General features: G+C 66.1%; 12 protein-coding genes. 8 read left to right on the top strand and 4 right to left on the bottom strand.

Annotation, left to right across the window (positions count from 1 at the left end; genetic code table 11):
• Positions 1-2: 2 nt before the first annotated feature.
• Together EUV02_RS03550 and EUV02_RS03555 are read right to left on the bottom strand one after the other, a co-directional pair.
• Positions 3-902 (bottom strand): MurR/RpiR family transcriptional regulator, encoded by a 900-nt coding sequence (locus EUV02_RS03550; protein WP_135244823.1) that lies wholly within the window; start codon positions 900-902, stop codon positions 3-5.
• A gap of 81 nt (positions 903-983) precedes the next feature.
• Complete coding sequence (locus EUV02_RS03555) at positions 984-1,583, bottom strand: SOS response-associated peptidase (RefSeq protein ID WP_135244824.1); 600 nt, start codon at positions 1,581-1,583, stop codon at positions 984-986.
• 98 nt (positions 1,584-1,681) lie between these two features.
• Between EUV02_RS03555 and EUV02_RS03560 the strand changes: the two genes are divergently transcribed.
• Positions 1,682-2,560 (top strand): alpha/beta hydrolase, encoded by an 879-nt coding sequence (locus EUV02_RS03560; RefSeq protein WP_135244825.1) that lies wholly within the window; start codon positions 1,682-1,684, stop codon positions 2,558-2,560.
• A 17-nt stretch (positions 2,561-2,577) separates the two neighbouring features.
• Entirely contained in the window at positions 2,578-4,695 is a 2,118-nt protein-coding gene (locus EUV02_RS03565; protein WP_135244826.1) for an acylase, read from the top strand.
• A 1-nt stretch (position 4,696) separates the two neighbouring features.
• On the opposite strand, the gene EUV02_RS03570 is transcribed toward EUV02_RS03565, so the two are convergent.
• On the bottom strand, positions 4,697-6,676 hold the full coding sequence (locus EUV02_RS03570) for an alpha/beta hydrolase family protein (RefSeq protein WP_135244827.1): 1,980 nt from the start codon (positions 6,674-6,676) through the stop codon (positions 4,697-4,699).
• Positions 6,677-6,812: 136 nt separating this feature from the next.
• Between EUV02_RS03570 and EUV02_RS03575 the strand changes: the two genes are divergently transcribed.
• The gene (locus EUV02_RS03575) at positions 6,813-8,069 is read left to right on the top strand and encodes a cysteine desulfurase-like protein (RefSeq protein ID WP_166430483.1); all 1,257 of its coding nucleotides are present in this window, start codon (positions 6,813-6,815) and stop codon (positions 8,067-8,069) included.
• 56 nt (positions 8,070-8,125) lie between these two features.
• Positions 8,126-8,527, top strand: coding sequence for an acyl-CoA thioesterase (locus EUV02_RS03580; RefSeq protein ID WP_135244829.1), 402 nt, complete (start codon positions 8,126-8,128; stop codon positions 8,525-8,527).
• On the opposite strand, the gene EUV02_RS03585 is transcribed toward EUV02_RS03580, so the two are convergent.
• Positions 8,524-8,931 carry an SRPBCC family protein gene (locus EUV02_RS03585; protein WP_135244830.1) on the bottom strand — a complete coding sequence of 136 codons (408 nt, stop codon included), beginning with the start codon at positions 8,929-8,931 and terminating at the stop codon, positions 8,524-8,526. The two genes, EUV02_RS03580 and EUV02_RS03585, sit on opposite strands and share 4 nt — an antisense overlap.
• A 114-nt stretch (positions 8,932-9,045) precedes the next feature.
• On the opposite strand from EUV02_RS03585, the gene EUV02_RS03590 reads away from it, so the two are divergent.
• From EUV02_RS03590 to EUV02_RS03605, 4 genes are read left to right on the top strand one after another with little or no spacing between them, the layout of a single operon-like run.
• Positions 9,046-10,203: an iron-containing alcohol dehydrogenase gene (locus EUV02_RS03590; protein WP_135244831.1), complete on the top strand. Its 1,158-nt coding sequence runs from the start codon at positions 9,046-9,048 to the stop codon at positions 10,201-10,203.
• Positions 10,204-10,255: 52 nt separating this feature from the next.
• Positions 10,256-11,464, top strand: coding sequence for a CaiB/BaiF CoA transferase family protein (locus EUV02_RS03595; protein ID WP_135244832.1), 1,209 nt, complete (start codon positions 10,256-10,258; stop codon positions 11,462-11,464).
• Complete coding sequence (locus tag EUV02_RS03600; protein WP_135244833.1) at positions 11,445-12,218, top strand: SDR family NAD(P)-dependent oxidoreductase; 774 nt, start codon at positions 11,445-11,447, stop codon at positions 12,216-12,218. Before EUV02_RS03595 ends, EUV02_RS03600 begins: the two co-directional genes overlap by 20 nt.
• A 9-nt stretch (positions 12,219-12,227) precedes the next feature.
• Entirely contained in the window at positions 12,228-13,952 is a 1,725-nt protein-coding gene (locus EUV02_RS03605) for a RyR domain-containing protein (RefSeq protein WP_135244834.1), read from the top strand.
• Positions 13,953-13,990 lie beyond the last annotated feature (38 nt).

Consider the following 13,990-nt stretch of genomic DNA (forward strand, 5'->3'; position numbering starts at 1 on the left):
TGCTAGCGCTTGCGCGCCGGCTTGGTACGCGCCCGACCACCGGGCGAACGCGCCGGCATTGTCGTGCCGCCGCGACCCTGGAAGCCGATAAAGTCCTCATACGCCGCCGACAGCCGCGCCAACCGGGCATGGACCTGCGGCTCGCCGATCAGCCGCACGACATCATCGACCAGCAGGTTGAGCATCGACCCGAGCGCGCTGTTCATGTCCCAGAAGTGCCCGAAGCTGACCTCGGCCGTCAGCACGTGCGGCGCCACGTCGCGCGCCCAGGGGCAATAGGGATCGGTGACGATGACAACCGGTACGCCGCGCCCCGTCGCGTGCTCCGCGAGCTTGCGCAGGTGCTGTGAATAGCGCCGCACGTCGATCAGCACGACGACGTCATTGTCCTGCGCCTCGGAGGTGACTTCGGCAAAGGTGCCCGCCGCAGTATCGACCAGCCGCACGCCGGGGCGAACATAGCCGAGCTGGCTCGAAAGCCCCATGGCCAGCCCGCGTTCGCTCTGGAAGCCGGCGATGAACACGCGGTTTGCACCCGCGAGCAACGTCGCAACCGCCTGCCATTCGGGCGTTGTCGCCAGCCGGTAGACCTCGGCAATCGCCGCGGTTTCGGCGCGCAGCCGCTCGTCGAGACCAGCACCGCTCGCCGACGCCAGCAGCCACGGCGCATCGCCCAGCCCGTCGCGGAGGTCCTGCTTGAGCGCCGACAGCCGGTGATAGCCGAGCGACTTGAGGAAGCGCCCGACGGTCATCGCGCTGACGCCGACGCGCGCGCCGATCGACGCGGCGGTTTCGAACGGCACCCCCGACATGTTTTCCAGCAGGAAGTTGGCAATCATCCGTTCGGACATGGTGAAGCTGTCGTAACGGTCACGCAGCAGGAGTTCGACGCGGTTGGTCATATCTGCGTGGCTAGCATGATCAATCGCTGTGTTAAATCACGAACATCGCCTTGCTGGCGTTAGCACAACAATTTCTTGGCGTCAGGCCTCGACCATTACCATCGCAGCATCATCAAAGGGTTGCGCAAGTTCCACGGCGACCGTGAGCGGTGCTGCGAGCCAGTCGGCGTAGCGGTCGCGCGGCACGATCACCGGCATCGCCTTGGGGTGAATCGCCCCGACCAAGGTGTTGGGCGCGCAGGTCAGGAACGCCATGCGTGGCGTTTCGTCCGGCACCGGCCGCCAGATCCCGGCGAAGGCGAACGGCACGTCTTCGGGGTCGGCCATGCCGAACCAGTAGATGCGTTTCTTGCCGGTGGCGGGGTCGGGCGCCGCCGACCATTCCGAAAACGCCGTCACTGGCACCAGGCAGCGCCGTTCGGGGTTGGCGAGCGCACCGTGCCAGAACGGCGACGAAAGGTTGCGGACATTGGTCACCGGCCGCGCCACGCCGGGCGGCGGCGGGAAGCCCCAGCGCATGATATCAAGGTGACGCGCACCGCCCGCGTCCTGCCGCACCACCGGTGCCTCGCGGTCGGGATAGATGGCCGGAAACGCCGGCAAATTGACCCCGCGCGTGTCGACTGCGAACAGCCGCGCGATGGCTTCGGTGTTGCTGGTCATGCGGTACAGGTTGCACATGCGGGTCGCTCCGGTTTACCGCTATGTGCCGCAGCCGCCACGCCGGAGTCGAGGTGGCGCGGATGGGGGACGCATGAACACACACGAACGCAGCCGCGATGCTGCTTAGCCGCCGCAGCCTGATGCTGGGCGGCGGCGCGGCGACACTTGCAGCAGGGGGCTATGCATTGCTGAATCCGTCGAAACTGTTGCCGGTGCTCGATTTCGTCGACCGCGTGATGCCCGGCGATGCGCCGACCACGCACGTCGCGGCCAATGTCAGCTTCGGCGCCGACCCGCGCCAGCGGCTCGATGTCTATGCGCCGGCCAAGCGCAAGGGCGCGCTGCCGGTGGTGCTGTTCTTCTACGGCGGCAGCTGGAGTTCGGGGCGCCGGCAGGACTATGGCTTTGCCGGGCGGGCGTTCGCCTCTCGCGGCTTTGTCACCGTCGTGCCCGACTACCGCCTCGTGCCGCAGGTGCATTTCCCGGGCTTTGTCCAGGATGGTGCCGCGGCGCTTGAGTGGGTGCGTGGGCATATCGGCGGGCTGGGCGGTGACGCGGCGCGCATCGGCGTCAGCGGCCATTCGGCAGGGGCTTACAACGCTGCGATGCTGGCGCTCGATCCGCAATTTGGTGTGGCCGCCGATGTCCGCGCCTTTGTCGGCCTCGCCGGGCCGTATGACTTTTACCCGTTCACCACGCCGTCGGCGCAGGCGGCATTCGGCAACGCGCCCGAGCCGGCGCTGACCCAGCCGGTCAGTTTCGCGCATGCCGGCGCGCCGCCGAGCCTGCTGCTCAGCGGCACCGCCGATACCACTGTGCGCCCGCGCAACAGCAAGCGGCTGGCAGCGGCGCTGACGCAAGCAGGCAGTCCGGTGACGCAGAAGCTCTATCCCGATGTCGGGCACAGCGGCATCGTCATGGCGCTGGCGCGGCCGTTCCGCCACATCGCCAGCGTGCTGGACGACGCCGGCGATTTCTTCACCACGCACCTTTGAAAACAGGTAGGTCGGTCATGCACAAGGCACTCAAGGCGATGCTCTTCGGCGGCGGCGCGCTCGCGGTCACCGCCATCGCTCTGGCTAGCTGGGAAGGGCTCCTCGCCCCGCAATCGGTCGCCGACCCGTTGGTGAAACACGACGTCCGCATCGTCCGCGATAGTTGGGGCGTCCCGCACATCTTCGGCAAGACCGACGCCGATGTGGCTTACGGGCTGGCCTATGCGCATGCCGAGGACGACTTCGGCACGATCGCCGAAACGCTGGCGATGGTGCGCGGCCGTGCCGGTGCGATGCTCGGCCCCGACGGTGCCAAGTTCGACTATGTCGGCCACCTGCTCGACGCGCGCACCGTCGCCGACAAGGGCTATATGACGCAGCTGTCGCCCGACACGCGCGCGTTGGTAGAAGCCTATGCCGCCGGCCTCAACAAATACGCCGTCGACCATCCCGAGGAAGTGCCGATGCGCGCGCTGTTCCCGGTCAACGGCCGCGACATCGTGGCGGGCTTTGCGCTGCGCTCGCCGTTCTTCTTCGGGCTCGATCGCGTGCTCGGCCCACTGACCACCGACAAGCTGCCGCCGCGCGACTCTGGCCCCGGCGAACAACGCGGCTCGAACGCCTTCGCGATTGCCGGCAAGCGCAGCGGCGACGGCGTGACGCGGTTGCTGTCGAACTCGCACCAGCCGTGGGTCGGCGGCGTCGCCTGGTACGAAGTCGTCGTGCACTCGGACGCCGGCTGGGACTTCGCCGGCGCGCTGTTCCCCGGCATGCCGTATCCGGCGCTCGGCCATAACAACACGCTGGGTTGGACAAACACCGTCAACCGCGCCGACCTGATCGACACCTACAAGCTCGTGCTCGATGCCAGCGGTGACAACTATCGCTACGACGGCCAATGGCGACCGCTCGAGCGCCACCGCGTCTGGCTGCCGGTGCGCTTCGGGCCGTTCGTCATTCCGGTACCGCGCACCGTGGCGCGCAGCGTGCAGGGGCCGGTCATCGAAAACAAGCTCGGCGCGTTCGCGGTGCGCTACGCCGGCATGGGCGATGTCCGGCAGGTCGAACAATATTACCGGCTCAACAAGGCGCGCGATTTCGCCGAATGGCAGCGGGTGATGGCGATGCAGGCGGTGCCGGCGACCAACTTTGTCTACGCTGACGCCGCGGGCAATATCGGCATGTTCTACAACGCCCGCTTCCCGCAGCGCGCGCCCGGTTTCGACTGGAAAGGCGTGCTACCCGGCGACACGTCGAAGGCAGTGTGGAAGTCGTATGTGCCGTTCGCCGGCTACCCGCAGGTCATCAATCCGCCGAGCGGCTGGGTCGCCAACTCAAACAACACGCCGTTCATTGCCACCGCGCCCGGCGACAACCTCGACGCGTCGAAGTTCGCGCCCGAACTCGGCATCGAGACCTTCATCACCAACCGCGCGATGCGCTTCCAGTCGCTGTTCGCCGCCTTGGGCGACGCACCGATCGGCCGCGACGCGCTGCTGTCGATCAAGTTCGACAAGGCCTATGACCGCGCCAGCTGGGCCGGCAAGCGCCAGCGCGAAATCCTCGCGCTCGACTTCAAGGACGCCCCCGATCTCGCCAAGGCGCAGAAACTGCTGTCGACCTGGGACTTCGTCCAGGACGGGCAGGGCGATGCCGATGCGCTGGCGGCGGTGATGGTCAACTCGGTGTCGATGCTCGCCTATTTCGGCGATGCGATGCCCGACGCGCGCGAAGACTTCACCGCGCAGGTCAAGTTCCTCAACACCGCGTTCGGCCGCCTCGACCCGCCGCTCGCGACCTTGCAGCGTGTCCAGCGCGGCAACGTCGATCTCGGCGTGCTCGGCGGTCCCGAAGTCCTGCGCGCCATCCACTCGCGCCGCGACGAAAAGCTCGGGCGGCTGGTCGGGCAGGGCGGCGACAGCTTCATCATGCTCGTCGAATGGGGCGCGGCGGGTAAGACAGGGGCCGGCACCGTCAGTTCGGAAAGCATCGTCCAGTTCGGTGCCGCGACCTCACGCGAAGCCTCACCGCACTACAACGACCAGGCCAAGCTGTTCGTCGCCGAAAAGTTCAAGCCCAACTGGCTGACCGCCAACACACTGGCGCCGCACACCGAAAGCGACCGGCGCCCCTAGGTTACGGCGCGCCCATGTTGGCAGCAAGGAACGCTGCGCTGCGGTCGAGCATGTCGGCGCGCACGCCGCTGTCGTCAAGCTGGTGGTCAAGTCCCGGATAGGTGATCAGCTCGTGGCGCTTGCCGGCACTGGCCAGCGCGCTATCCATCAGCTTGCTCTGGCCGATGTCGACATTGATGTCCTGGTCGCCGTGGAACATCAGCACCGGCGCCTGCATCGCGGCAGCGTTGCGCGCCGGTGACCCCGAAATCGTCAGCGGGCCGTCGCCGACGAACTCGACAACACGCTGATAGTTGGTGAAGCGGCGTGAAAAGTCCTTGAGCGCCTGCAGGTCGGTTACCGGTGCAATAGCCACCACTGCTTTGTACAGCGCCGGATCGGTAATCGCCGCCTGCAGTGCGGCATAGCCGCCGTAGCTCCAGCCGACGATGGCAGTGCGCTTGGGGTCGGCAATGCCCTGCGCCGCCAGCCAGCGCGCGCCATCGTTGATGTCGCCGATTGCTGTCGGCCACGACTTGAAGCCGTTCTTGACGTAATAGTCCTGCCCATAGCCCGCCGAGCCGCGGTAATTCGGCTGCAGCACGACATAGCCGAGCTGCGCGAAATATTGCGCAAGCCAGTCGAAGCCCCATTGATCGCGCGCCGATGGCCCCCCGTGCGGCATGATGATCGCCGGCAGGTTGGTCCTGGCGCCGCCGGGCGGCATCGTCACATAGCCGGCAATCTGTGTGCCGTCCTTGGCGGGGAAGGTCACCGGGGTCACGGTCGCCAGTTTGAGATCGGCGAGTTGCGGCCGCAATGCCACCAATTCGCCCAGCTCCTTGGTCGCGGTATCGAAACGGTAGTAGCGGCCGGGATCAACGTCCGATCCGGCAAAAATCAGCTTCTTGCTGCCATCCCAGCTTTCATCAAGGACATCGACCGTCGGGCCACCGAGGAGTGCCTTGGTCAGTGCCGCGCTCAACTTGCGCAGCCCGGGATCGAAGAATTCGAGTTGATTGCGGTCGGTAACATAGCTTGCTGCAACCGGCCTCCGGAACTTGCCGATGCGCAGCACACCGTCGATATCAACATGCGGGTGCGCGTAAATCAGTGCATCGGCCGCGCCGGTGCCATTGGCATTCACGGCAAACAGTGCGAGTCGTCCATCGCGCGGCTTCAATGCCAGCAGATTGTCGCCGTCGGTATCGAAGCCGTCATAGCTGAGGTCGGTGTAGCCATCGAGCGAGCCGACGCCGGCGGGTCGCCAGTCCTTCGAGGTTTTGGTGCGATAAAAATAGCTGATCTCGCCACTGTAATAGCCGGTATTGTTGGTCAATATCGACGCCATCAAGCGCACCGCACCGCGGTTATCTGTATCAAATTCAACGACATTGGTCTTGCCCGCCTCAACCGTTTCCATGCGCGCGGTGTTGACGTTGACGCGCTGCACGCTGGTGCCCGGATCGACATTGGCGACGCGTGTGCCGGTGGAATTTTCCTCGGCCAGCGCGACCTGCATCAGCACATGTTCGGGATCATCGGGCAACCAGTCGATGACGTTGCCGCTGGTCTGGATGATGGTCAGCGTGCGCGCGTTACTGCGACTGCCGAGCGTCTTGGGATTGCTGCCATCGGCGTCGATGGCCATGATGCGGGTGAAACCGAGCTTGTCTTCGATGGCATTGGTGACGCCGTAGAGGAGGCAGATGAGGCGCTTGTCGGTCTTCCACTGGCACCAAGCCGGACGGACCGTGTTGTTCTGCGTGCCCAGCACCACCTTGGTTGCACCGGTGGCGATATCGGCGACGACAATGGCGGTGCCGAGCGTGCCCACCGGCGTCAGATAGACGATACGCGCGCCATCGGGCGAGAGTTGGACGCCCCAGGCCAGCGGTCGCGCGCCGAATGCCTTGGCGAGCGCCGCAGCATCGGCGGCATGTGCCGCAACGGGCAGGGTCAGCAGTATGGCGGCGGTGGCGAGGGCTTTGAAGATACGCATTTTACACTCCCTGTTCCCGCCCAAGTCTCGCGGTGCGGCGCGGCGATTGCAACCACTTGCAACTGCTTCGCATCCACAATGGATGCGATTGTCGGCACGGTTGCTGCGGCCTGCGGCTTCGACTAGCGTCGGCGCTATGACCAGCTGGAACATCGATACCGTCCGCGCCGCCTTTCCGGCGCTTGCCCTCACCGATGACGGGCGCGCGCGCGCCTATTTTGATGCGCCGGCGGGCACGCAGGTCGCCGGGCGCGTCATCGATGCGATGGCCCACGCGATGGTACACGCCTGCGCCAATGACGGCGGGCTGTTCCGCACCAGCATTGCCGCGAGCGCCATCGTCGATGCCGCTCATGACGGCGTCGCGGCGCTGTTCAATGCCGAGCCCGACGAGGTGCTGTTCGGGTTGAACACCACGTCGTTATTCTTCGAATTCGCCGCGATCCTGTCGCGCGACTGGGCGGCGGGCGATGAAATCGTGCTGACGCGGATGGACCATGACGCCAATGTCGCGCCGTGGTTGCAGGCCGCCGCCGACAAGGGCGTCACCGTGCGTTGGCTCGAGTTCGACTACGACAGCTTTGAATTCCGCTACGACATGCTGGGCGACCTTATCGGACCGCGCACCAAGCTGGTCGCGGTCGGTCATGCCAGCAACTTCACCGGCACGATCAACGATGTCGCGCGCGTTTGTGCCGCCGCGCGCGCGGTCGGGGCGGTCAGCGTAGTCGATGCGGTACAGTCGGCGCCGCACATCGCCATCGACGTCAAGGCGCTGGGTTGCGACCTGTTGTGCGCCAGCGCGTACAAATATTTCGGGCCGCATGCCGCGACCTTGTTCCTGTCGCGTGCGCTGCAGGCGAAGCTGCGGCCGTGGAAGGTGCGCCCGTCGGTCGATGACATGCCAACGCGCTTTGCGCCGGGTACACCTTCATTCGAAGCGCAGGCCGGGACGCTGGCGGCGATCGAGCATTTCGCCTGGCTCGGCAGCAGCTTCGGTGGCGCCGCCGCCGATGCGCCGTTGCGGGCGCGCATTGTTGCGGGTTTCGACGCGGTGACGCGCTACGAAACCGATTTGATGCGCCAGTTCCTCAGCGGCGCGGCGGCGATCCCGGGCTTCAAGCTGTTCGGCATCGGTAATGCCAACCGGTTGGCGTCGCGGGTGCCGACCTTCACCTTCACCATCGGCGGCCATGATGCACCGGCGGTGGTCGCTGAACTTGCGGCGCGTAACATCTTCGCGTGGAGCGGCTATTATTACGCGTGGGAGCCGGCGACCGCGCTGGGGCTGCGCGAAGGGCCGGGCGCCATTCGCGTCGGGCTGTCGCATTACAACAGCAGCGCCGAAGTCGATACGCTGCTCGCCGCCCTGTCCGACATCGCAGCCAGCTAGCGCTGCGGCGAAATGCTGCGCGACAGCCGCGGCATTTATGCGTATAGCCCATACGCATGACTGACGCCGCACTGCCTTTCCGCTTCGCTTTGCCCGTGGCGAACGAGGACATCGACCACATGGGTCATGTCAACAACGCGGTGTATCTGAAATGGGTGCAGGCGGCGGTGGTCGGTCACTGGGCCAAGCTGGCGACCCCTCAGGAGTTCGCCGAGCATCTGTGGATCGCGCTGCGCCACGAAATCGACTACCGCAAGCCGGCGTTCGTTGACGACAATATCGTCGCCAATGTCGTGCTCGACAGCGTCCGCGGCGCGCGCGCCTGGTACTCGACGTTCATCATGCGCGGCGAGGAAGTTATCGCCGAGGTCAAATCGACCTGGTGCTGCATCGACGCCGAAACCAAGACCCCGGTGCGCATCGCCCGCGATATCGTCACGCGCTTTTTCGAGCGCTAGCAGCTTTCGAGCTGGCTTTTCATCACGGCCAACCCGGTCGTCATGAAGCCGCCAAACGGTTCGGCAAGCGTGTCGGGCAGCACATCGGCAGTCCAGACCACCGTTGACCGGTCTGACCCGTTGGCAAACACCTGAATCGCGCCGTTGTGATGGACGACACTGGCATCCTCGATGCTCCACACCAGGCGCCGGGCGTAACTATCACAAGCAACAATGCGTTCTTTGAGCACGGTGCCGTTGGCAAAGGTGACAACGCGCGTCGGCGGGTTCGCGCCGTTGATCATGTCGGTGGTGATGACGAACCCCGGCACCAGCCGGCTGTGCAACGCGCCGACATCGCGCACGGCATCCCAGATGCGGTCGGCTGCAACTTCGATAGTGATTTCGTGGCAAATACTGGCCATTGGTCAACCTCCCTTTTGAGACGTTACGGATACCCCTGAGCGGAGTCCGTGGCTGGCGGAATTCGGACGGGGTCGGCACGCGCAACGGCCGCGGTGAATTTGGAGACGCAGAGCATGGCCATCATCAATCTTCCGCGCATTGTCCGCGTCGGCGGCGGCGCGCTCGCCGAACTGCCGGCGGCGATGGCGCAGCTCGGGCTGTCGCGGCCGTTCGTGGTGACCGACCCGTTCCTCGCCGGCAGCGGCATGGTCGATACGCTGCTTGGCGTGCTGGCCGCCGTCGGGCTGGAGGCGCGTGTATTCGCCGACACGGTATCCGATCCGACCACCGCAACCGTCGAGGCGGCGCTCGCGGTGCTGGGCGAGGGCGGCCATGACTGCATCATCGGCCTGGGTGGCGGTAGCCCGATCGATACCGCAAAGGCTGTCGGCGCGCTGGCGCTCGATCCGCGTCCGGTCCCAATGCTCAAGGTGCCCGCGGTCAACGACTTGCCCGGCCTGCCGGTGATTGCCGTGCCGACGACGGCGGGGACGGGGGCGGAAGCCACGCGCGTCATCGTCATCACCGACGAGGCGACCTCCGAAAAGATGCTGTGCATGGGGCTGGCGTTCCTGCCGGTCATCGCCATCGTCGACTTCGAACTGACGATGGGCAAGCCGCGCCGGCTGACGGCGGATACCGGCATCGATTCGCTGACGCATGCGATCGAGGCCTATGTCTCGAAGCGCGCCAATCCGTTTGCCGATGCACTAGCGCTGTCGGCGATGCGGCTGATTACCCCCAACATCCGCCGCGCCTGCTCGCACCCCGATGACCGCGCCGCGCGCGAGGCGATGATGGTCGGCGCGCACCATGCCGGCATCGCCTTCTCGAACGCCTCGGTGGCGCTGGTGCATGGCATGAGCCGGCCGATCGGCGCGTTCTTCCATGTCCCGCACGGCCTGTCGAATGCGATGCTGCTGCCTGCGGTGACGGCGTTTTCGGCACCCGCGGCGCGACAGCGCTACGCCGATTGCGCGCGCATGATGGGGCTGGCGGACGCGGCGGAGAGCGACCAGTCGGCGGTCGGACGGCTGGTCGAGGCGCTCGAAGTGCTCAACGCCGATCTCGAGGTGCCGACTCCGGCGATGTTCGGCATCGCGCGCGAGCAGTTCCACGCGCTGATCCCGACGATGGCCGAACAGGCGTTGGCCTCGGGGTCGCCGGCGAACAACCCGCGCGTGCCCGAAAAGGCCGAGATCGAGGCGCTGTACAGGCAGATATATCCCTGACCGCGACGACGCGGCATTTGCGTGGGTCTGTGCCCCCTGCTAACCCGTTGGCATGACTGCGACCCCACCGCGCCGCCCGAGCCTTGACGGTATCCGTGTCCTCGATCTGTCGCGCGTGCTGGCGGGGCCGTGGTGCACGATGATCCTCGCCGACCTCGGTGCCGAAGTCATCAAGATCGAAAACCCCAAGGGTGGTGACGACACGCGCAAATGGGGCCCGCCCTATGCTGCGGGTGAGGCCGCCTATTACCTCGCCGCCAACCGCAACAAGCAGAGCGTCGCGGTCAACATCGCCACACCCGAAGGCCAGGCGATCATCCGCGGGCTGGCGCTGCAATGCGACGTGCTGGTCGAAAATTACAAGCTCGGCGGTCTCGACAAATACGGCCTCGATTACGCGTCGCTGTCGGCGGACCACCCGGGGCTGATTTACTGTTCGATTTCGGGCTATGGCCGCACCGGGCCGCGCGCCGCCGAGCCCGGCTATGACTATGTCATCCAGGCCGAAGCCGGGCTGATGTCGTTCACCGGTGAGGTCGAAGGCGCGCCGATGAAGGCCGGCGTCGCGGTTGCCGACCTGTTCACCGGCATGGCGGCGGCACAAGCCATTCTGGCAGCAATCATCGCGCAGAAACGCGACGGGTTGGGCCAGCACATCGACATGGCGCTTTATGATTGCCAGCTGGCAATGCTCGCCAATATCGGCAGCAGCGTGCTGGTATCGGGTGAGGAACCGCGGCGCTACGGCAACGGCCATCCGACGGTGGTGCCGTATCAGTTGTTCAAGACCAGTGACGGCGAAGTCGTCATCGCGGTCGGCAATGACGGGCAGTTCGCGCATTTGTGCAACAATCTGCTCGGCCGCCCCGAAATCGCCGCCGACCCGCGCTTTGTCACCAACAGCGACCGCGTCGTCCACCGCGTCGCGCTGAATGACGTCCTGGTGCCGCTGATTGCCGCCAAGCCGACGCACTATTGGCTCGAAGGCTTGAAGGCGGCGGGCGTGCCGGCAGGCGCAGTGCGTTCGGTTGGTACGGCACTCGCCGCGCCCGAAACTGCGGCACGCGGCATGGTCGGCAAGGTGGCGCATCCGACTGCGGGCGAGGTGTCACTGATCGCCTCGCCGCTCAAACTTTCGGGCACACCGCCGGTAACGATGGTTGCGCCGCCGCTTTTGGGGGAGCACACGCAAGAGGTGCTGCGCCGCTTTGGACTGGCCGAAATGGCCCTTGGGGGAAACAATGGACCTGCAACTTCGTGACAAGGTGATCTTCGTCGCCGGTGCCAGTCGTGGCATCGGGCTCGGGATCGTCGAAACCTGCCTCGCCGAAGGCGCGCGCGTCGCCATGGCGGCGCGTGGTGCCGAAGCGCTCGAAGCCGCCCGCGCCCGGCTGGCGGCGCAATATGGCGCTGACAAGCTGTGGAGCTTCGCCGGCGACATGCGCGACAGCGGTGATATCGAAGCCGCCGTGCGCGGCGCCGAAGCTTCGCTCGGGCCGATCTGGGGCGCCGTCGCCAATGTCGGGCTCGACGAAACGCCGCCGGGGTTCGACGTGACCGATGACCATTGGGAGGCCGGGCTGACGCAGAACCTGACGTCGGCGTACCGGCTGTGCCGCGCCGTGCTGCGCAACATGCAGGCGCGCGGCGAGGGGGCATTGCTGCTCATCAGTTCGATCGCCGGACTGACCGCGCTCGGCACGCCGCTGACCTATGGCACGTCGAAGGCGGCGATGAACCATCTGGCGCGCGAACTGGCGCTTCTGCAAGGCCGCCACAACATCCGCGTCAATGCGCTGGCACCGGGCAACATCATCTTCCCCGGCGGTGGCTGGGAAGAACGCTCGACCGGCCCGCGCGCCGACTCCTGGGCGCAATGGGTCAAGCGCGAAGTGCCACTGCGGCGCTACGGCACGCCCGAAGAAATCGGCAATATGGCAGCGTTCCTGCTGTCGCCGCGCGCCAGCTTTGTCACTGGTGCTGTGGTGCCGGTCGACGGTGGACAATCGCGGTAAGCCTTCGCGATGCGGCGTTTCCTCAACCTCACAGTGCTGCTGGTGGTGCTGGCCATCAGCTCGATCAGCTTTGCCATCTGGGGGTGGAGCGTCCAGGCGCACGCGCTAGAATTGACGACGAGCGATATCTTCTATCGCGCACTCGGCAGCATCACGCTGCTGACGTTTTACGAAGACGCCTCAACCTTCAACCACGAATGGCGAATCGAAATCGCGCGCTGGCTCGGGCTCGCGACATTCAGCGTCATCGGCGCCAAGGCATTGATGCTGCTGCTGTCGAAGCAGCTCGCCGAAATCGGTGGTCGGCAGCGTTCGGGGCATTTGCTGATTGTCGGTGACCACGGCGTCGCGCGCTGGGTCGCCGAAGCCGCCGGCGCGCGCCGCGTGCTGACGACCTGGATTACCGACAGCGTCGCGCCCGAGCCGCCGGTGCCGGGCGTGCTGGTCGTCGAACGGCGCTGGAACGCCGATGTTGCCGAAACCTTCGGGGCCGACCGCGCGCGCCAATGCCTCGTCGCGTTTGGCGACGAAGCGCGGCTGATCGCGGCTGTACGCGACCTGCGGCAGGCAGCGCCCAAGGTGCCCGTCGTGATGAACTGCGCCGACCCGTGGTTTGCCGAACGCATGGACGAGCTCGAGAACATCTCGGGGGTCCGCATCGTCTCCGAAGCGCAGCTGGCGTTGCGCGCGCTGCACTGGACGCACCCGCCGTTCCTCGTCGCCAAGGCGCTCGGCCAGCAGCGTATCCACGCTGTCATGCTGGGCTTCGGCCGTGGCGGCGAGGCGGCGATGACCGACCTGCTGCTGTCATCGCTGGTAACCTACCTGGGCAAGCCCAAACTGACGATCATCGACCCGCGCGCCCGCGAAATCGAAGCCAGCCTGGCGCTGCGCTGCCCCGACCTGCGCGGCAGCGTCGACATCGATGTCATCGATCCCGGCTTCAGCTACGACTCACGCATCGTCCCGCGCGCCGCGCTCGAAGCCGCACACGCCGATGTGCCGATCACCGTGGTCTATGTCAGCCTCGACAATGACCAGCGCAGCATGGCGGCGGCGATTTCGATGCAGGCGCTGGTGCGCCGCGCCGGCTGGACGATCGGGCCGATCTTCACCCGCGTCAGCGCGCACGGCGCACTCCCCGACCAAGGGGTCGAAGGCGAGGCCGGTCAATCCGCGGGGCTGGTGTCGTTCGGGTCGATGTACGATTTTGCCTCTGGGATAGGGCTGTTCGAATCGGACCCCGACGCGCTGCCGCGCCAGTTCCACGAAGCCTATCGCCGTGGCGCCCCCGACCACGCCGCCGCCAACATGCCGTGGGAAGACCTGCGCGAGGAGCACCGCGAATCGAACCGCCGCCTCGTCATGCACCTGCCCGCCAAGCTGGCGAGCAGCGGCTTCGACCTCGGCCAGTGGATCGAAGCGCAGCGCAAGCCCGGCAACAACGACGCCGAAAGCGCGCGCCTGCTGACCATGCCCGACTTCGCCGCCGATCCGAAGATGCTCGAAGCGCTCGCCGAACTCGAACACGAACGCTGGATGATGGAGCGCCGCCTCGGTGGATGGTCGCCCGGCAACAAGCGCGACAACGCCCGCCGCATCCACCCCGATCTGCGGCCGTACGAAGACCTCAGCGAACATTCGAAGCAGTTCGACCGCGAGATCATCATCGCGGCGGCAGCGGCGTTGCAGTCGTCGTATCTGGAACGAAGGGCCTCCGGCGGGCAGGCCTGAGGCCTGCACCCAATTAATTGCGCACAAACGAAAACCGC

This window comes from Glacieibacterium arshaanense, from assembly GCF_004681125.1.
Classification (GTDB): Bacteria; Pseudomonadota; Alphaproteobacteria; order Sphingomonadales; family Sphingomonadaceae; genus Polymorphobacter_A; species Polymorphobacter_A arshaanense.

Bases quoted from the DNA above. Each gene is read 5' to 3' on its own strand.
- EUV02_RS03555 (WP_135244824.1), bottom strand. From the start codon at position 1,583: ATGTGCAACCTGTACCGCATGACCAGCAACACCGAAGCCATCGCGCGG.
- EUV02_RS03575 (WP_166430483.1), top strand. From the start codon at position 6,813: ATGACCAGCTGGAACATCGATACCGTCCGCGCCGCCTTTCCGGCGCTT.
- EUV02_RS03595 (WP_135244832.1), top strand. From the start codon at position 10,256: ATGACTGCGACCCCACCGCGCCGCCCGAGCCTTGACGGTATCCGTGTC.
- EUV02_RS03590 (WP_135244831.1), top strand. From the start codon at position 9,046: ATGGCCATCATCAATCTTCCGCGCATTGTCCGCGTCGGCGGCGGCGCG.
- EUV02_RS03580 (WP_135244829.1), top strand. From the start codon at position 8,126: ATGACTGACGCCGCACTGCCTTTCCGCTTCGCTTTGCCCGTGGCGAAC.
- EUV02_RS03585 (WP_135244830.1), bottom strand. From the start codon at position 8,931: ATGGCCAGTATTTGCCACGAAATCACTATCGAAGTTGCAGCCGACCGC.
- EUV02_RS03565 (WP_135244826.1), top strand. From the start codon at position 2,578: ATGCACAAGGCACTCAAGGCGATGCTCTTCGGCGGCGGCGCGCTCGCG.
- EUV02_RS03560 (WP_135244825.1), top strand. From the start codon at position 1,682: ATGCTGCTTAGCCGCCGCAGCCTGATGCTGGGCGGCGGCGCGGCGACA.
- EUV02_RS03550 (WP_135244823.1), bottom strand. From the start codon at position 902: ATGACCAACCGCGTCGAACTCCTGCTGCGTGACCGTTACGACAGCTTC.
- EUV02_RS03600 (WP_135244833.1), top strand. From the start codon at position 11,445: ATGGACCTGCAACTTCGTGACAAGGTGATCTTCGTCGCCGGTGCCAGT.
- EUV02_RS03570 (WP_135244827.1), bottom strand. From the start codon at position 6,676: ATGCGTATCTTCAAAGCCCTCGCCACCGCCGCCATACTGCTGACCCTG.
- EUV02_RS03605 (WP_135244834.1), top strand. From the start codon at position 12,228: ATGCGGCGTTTCCTCAACCTCACAGTGCTGCTGGTGGTGCTGGCCATC.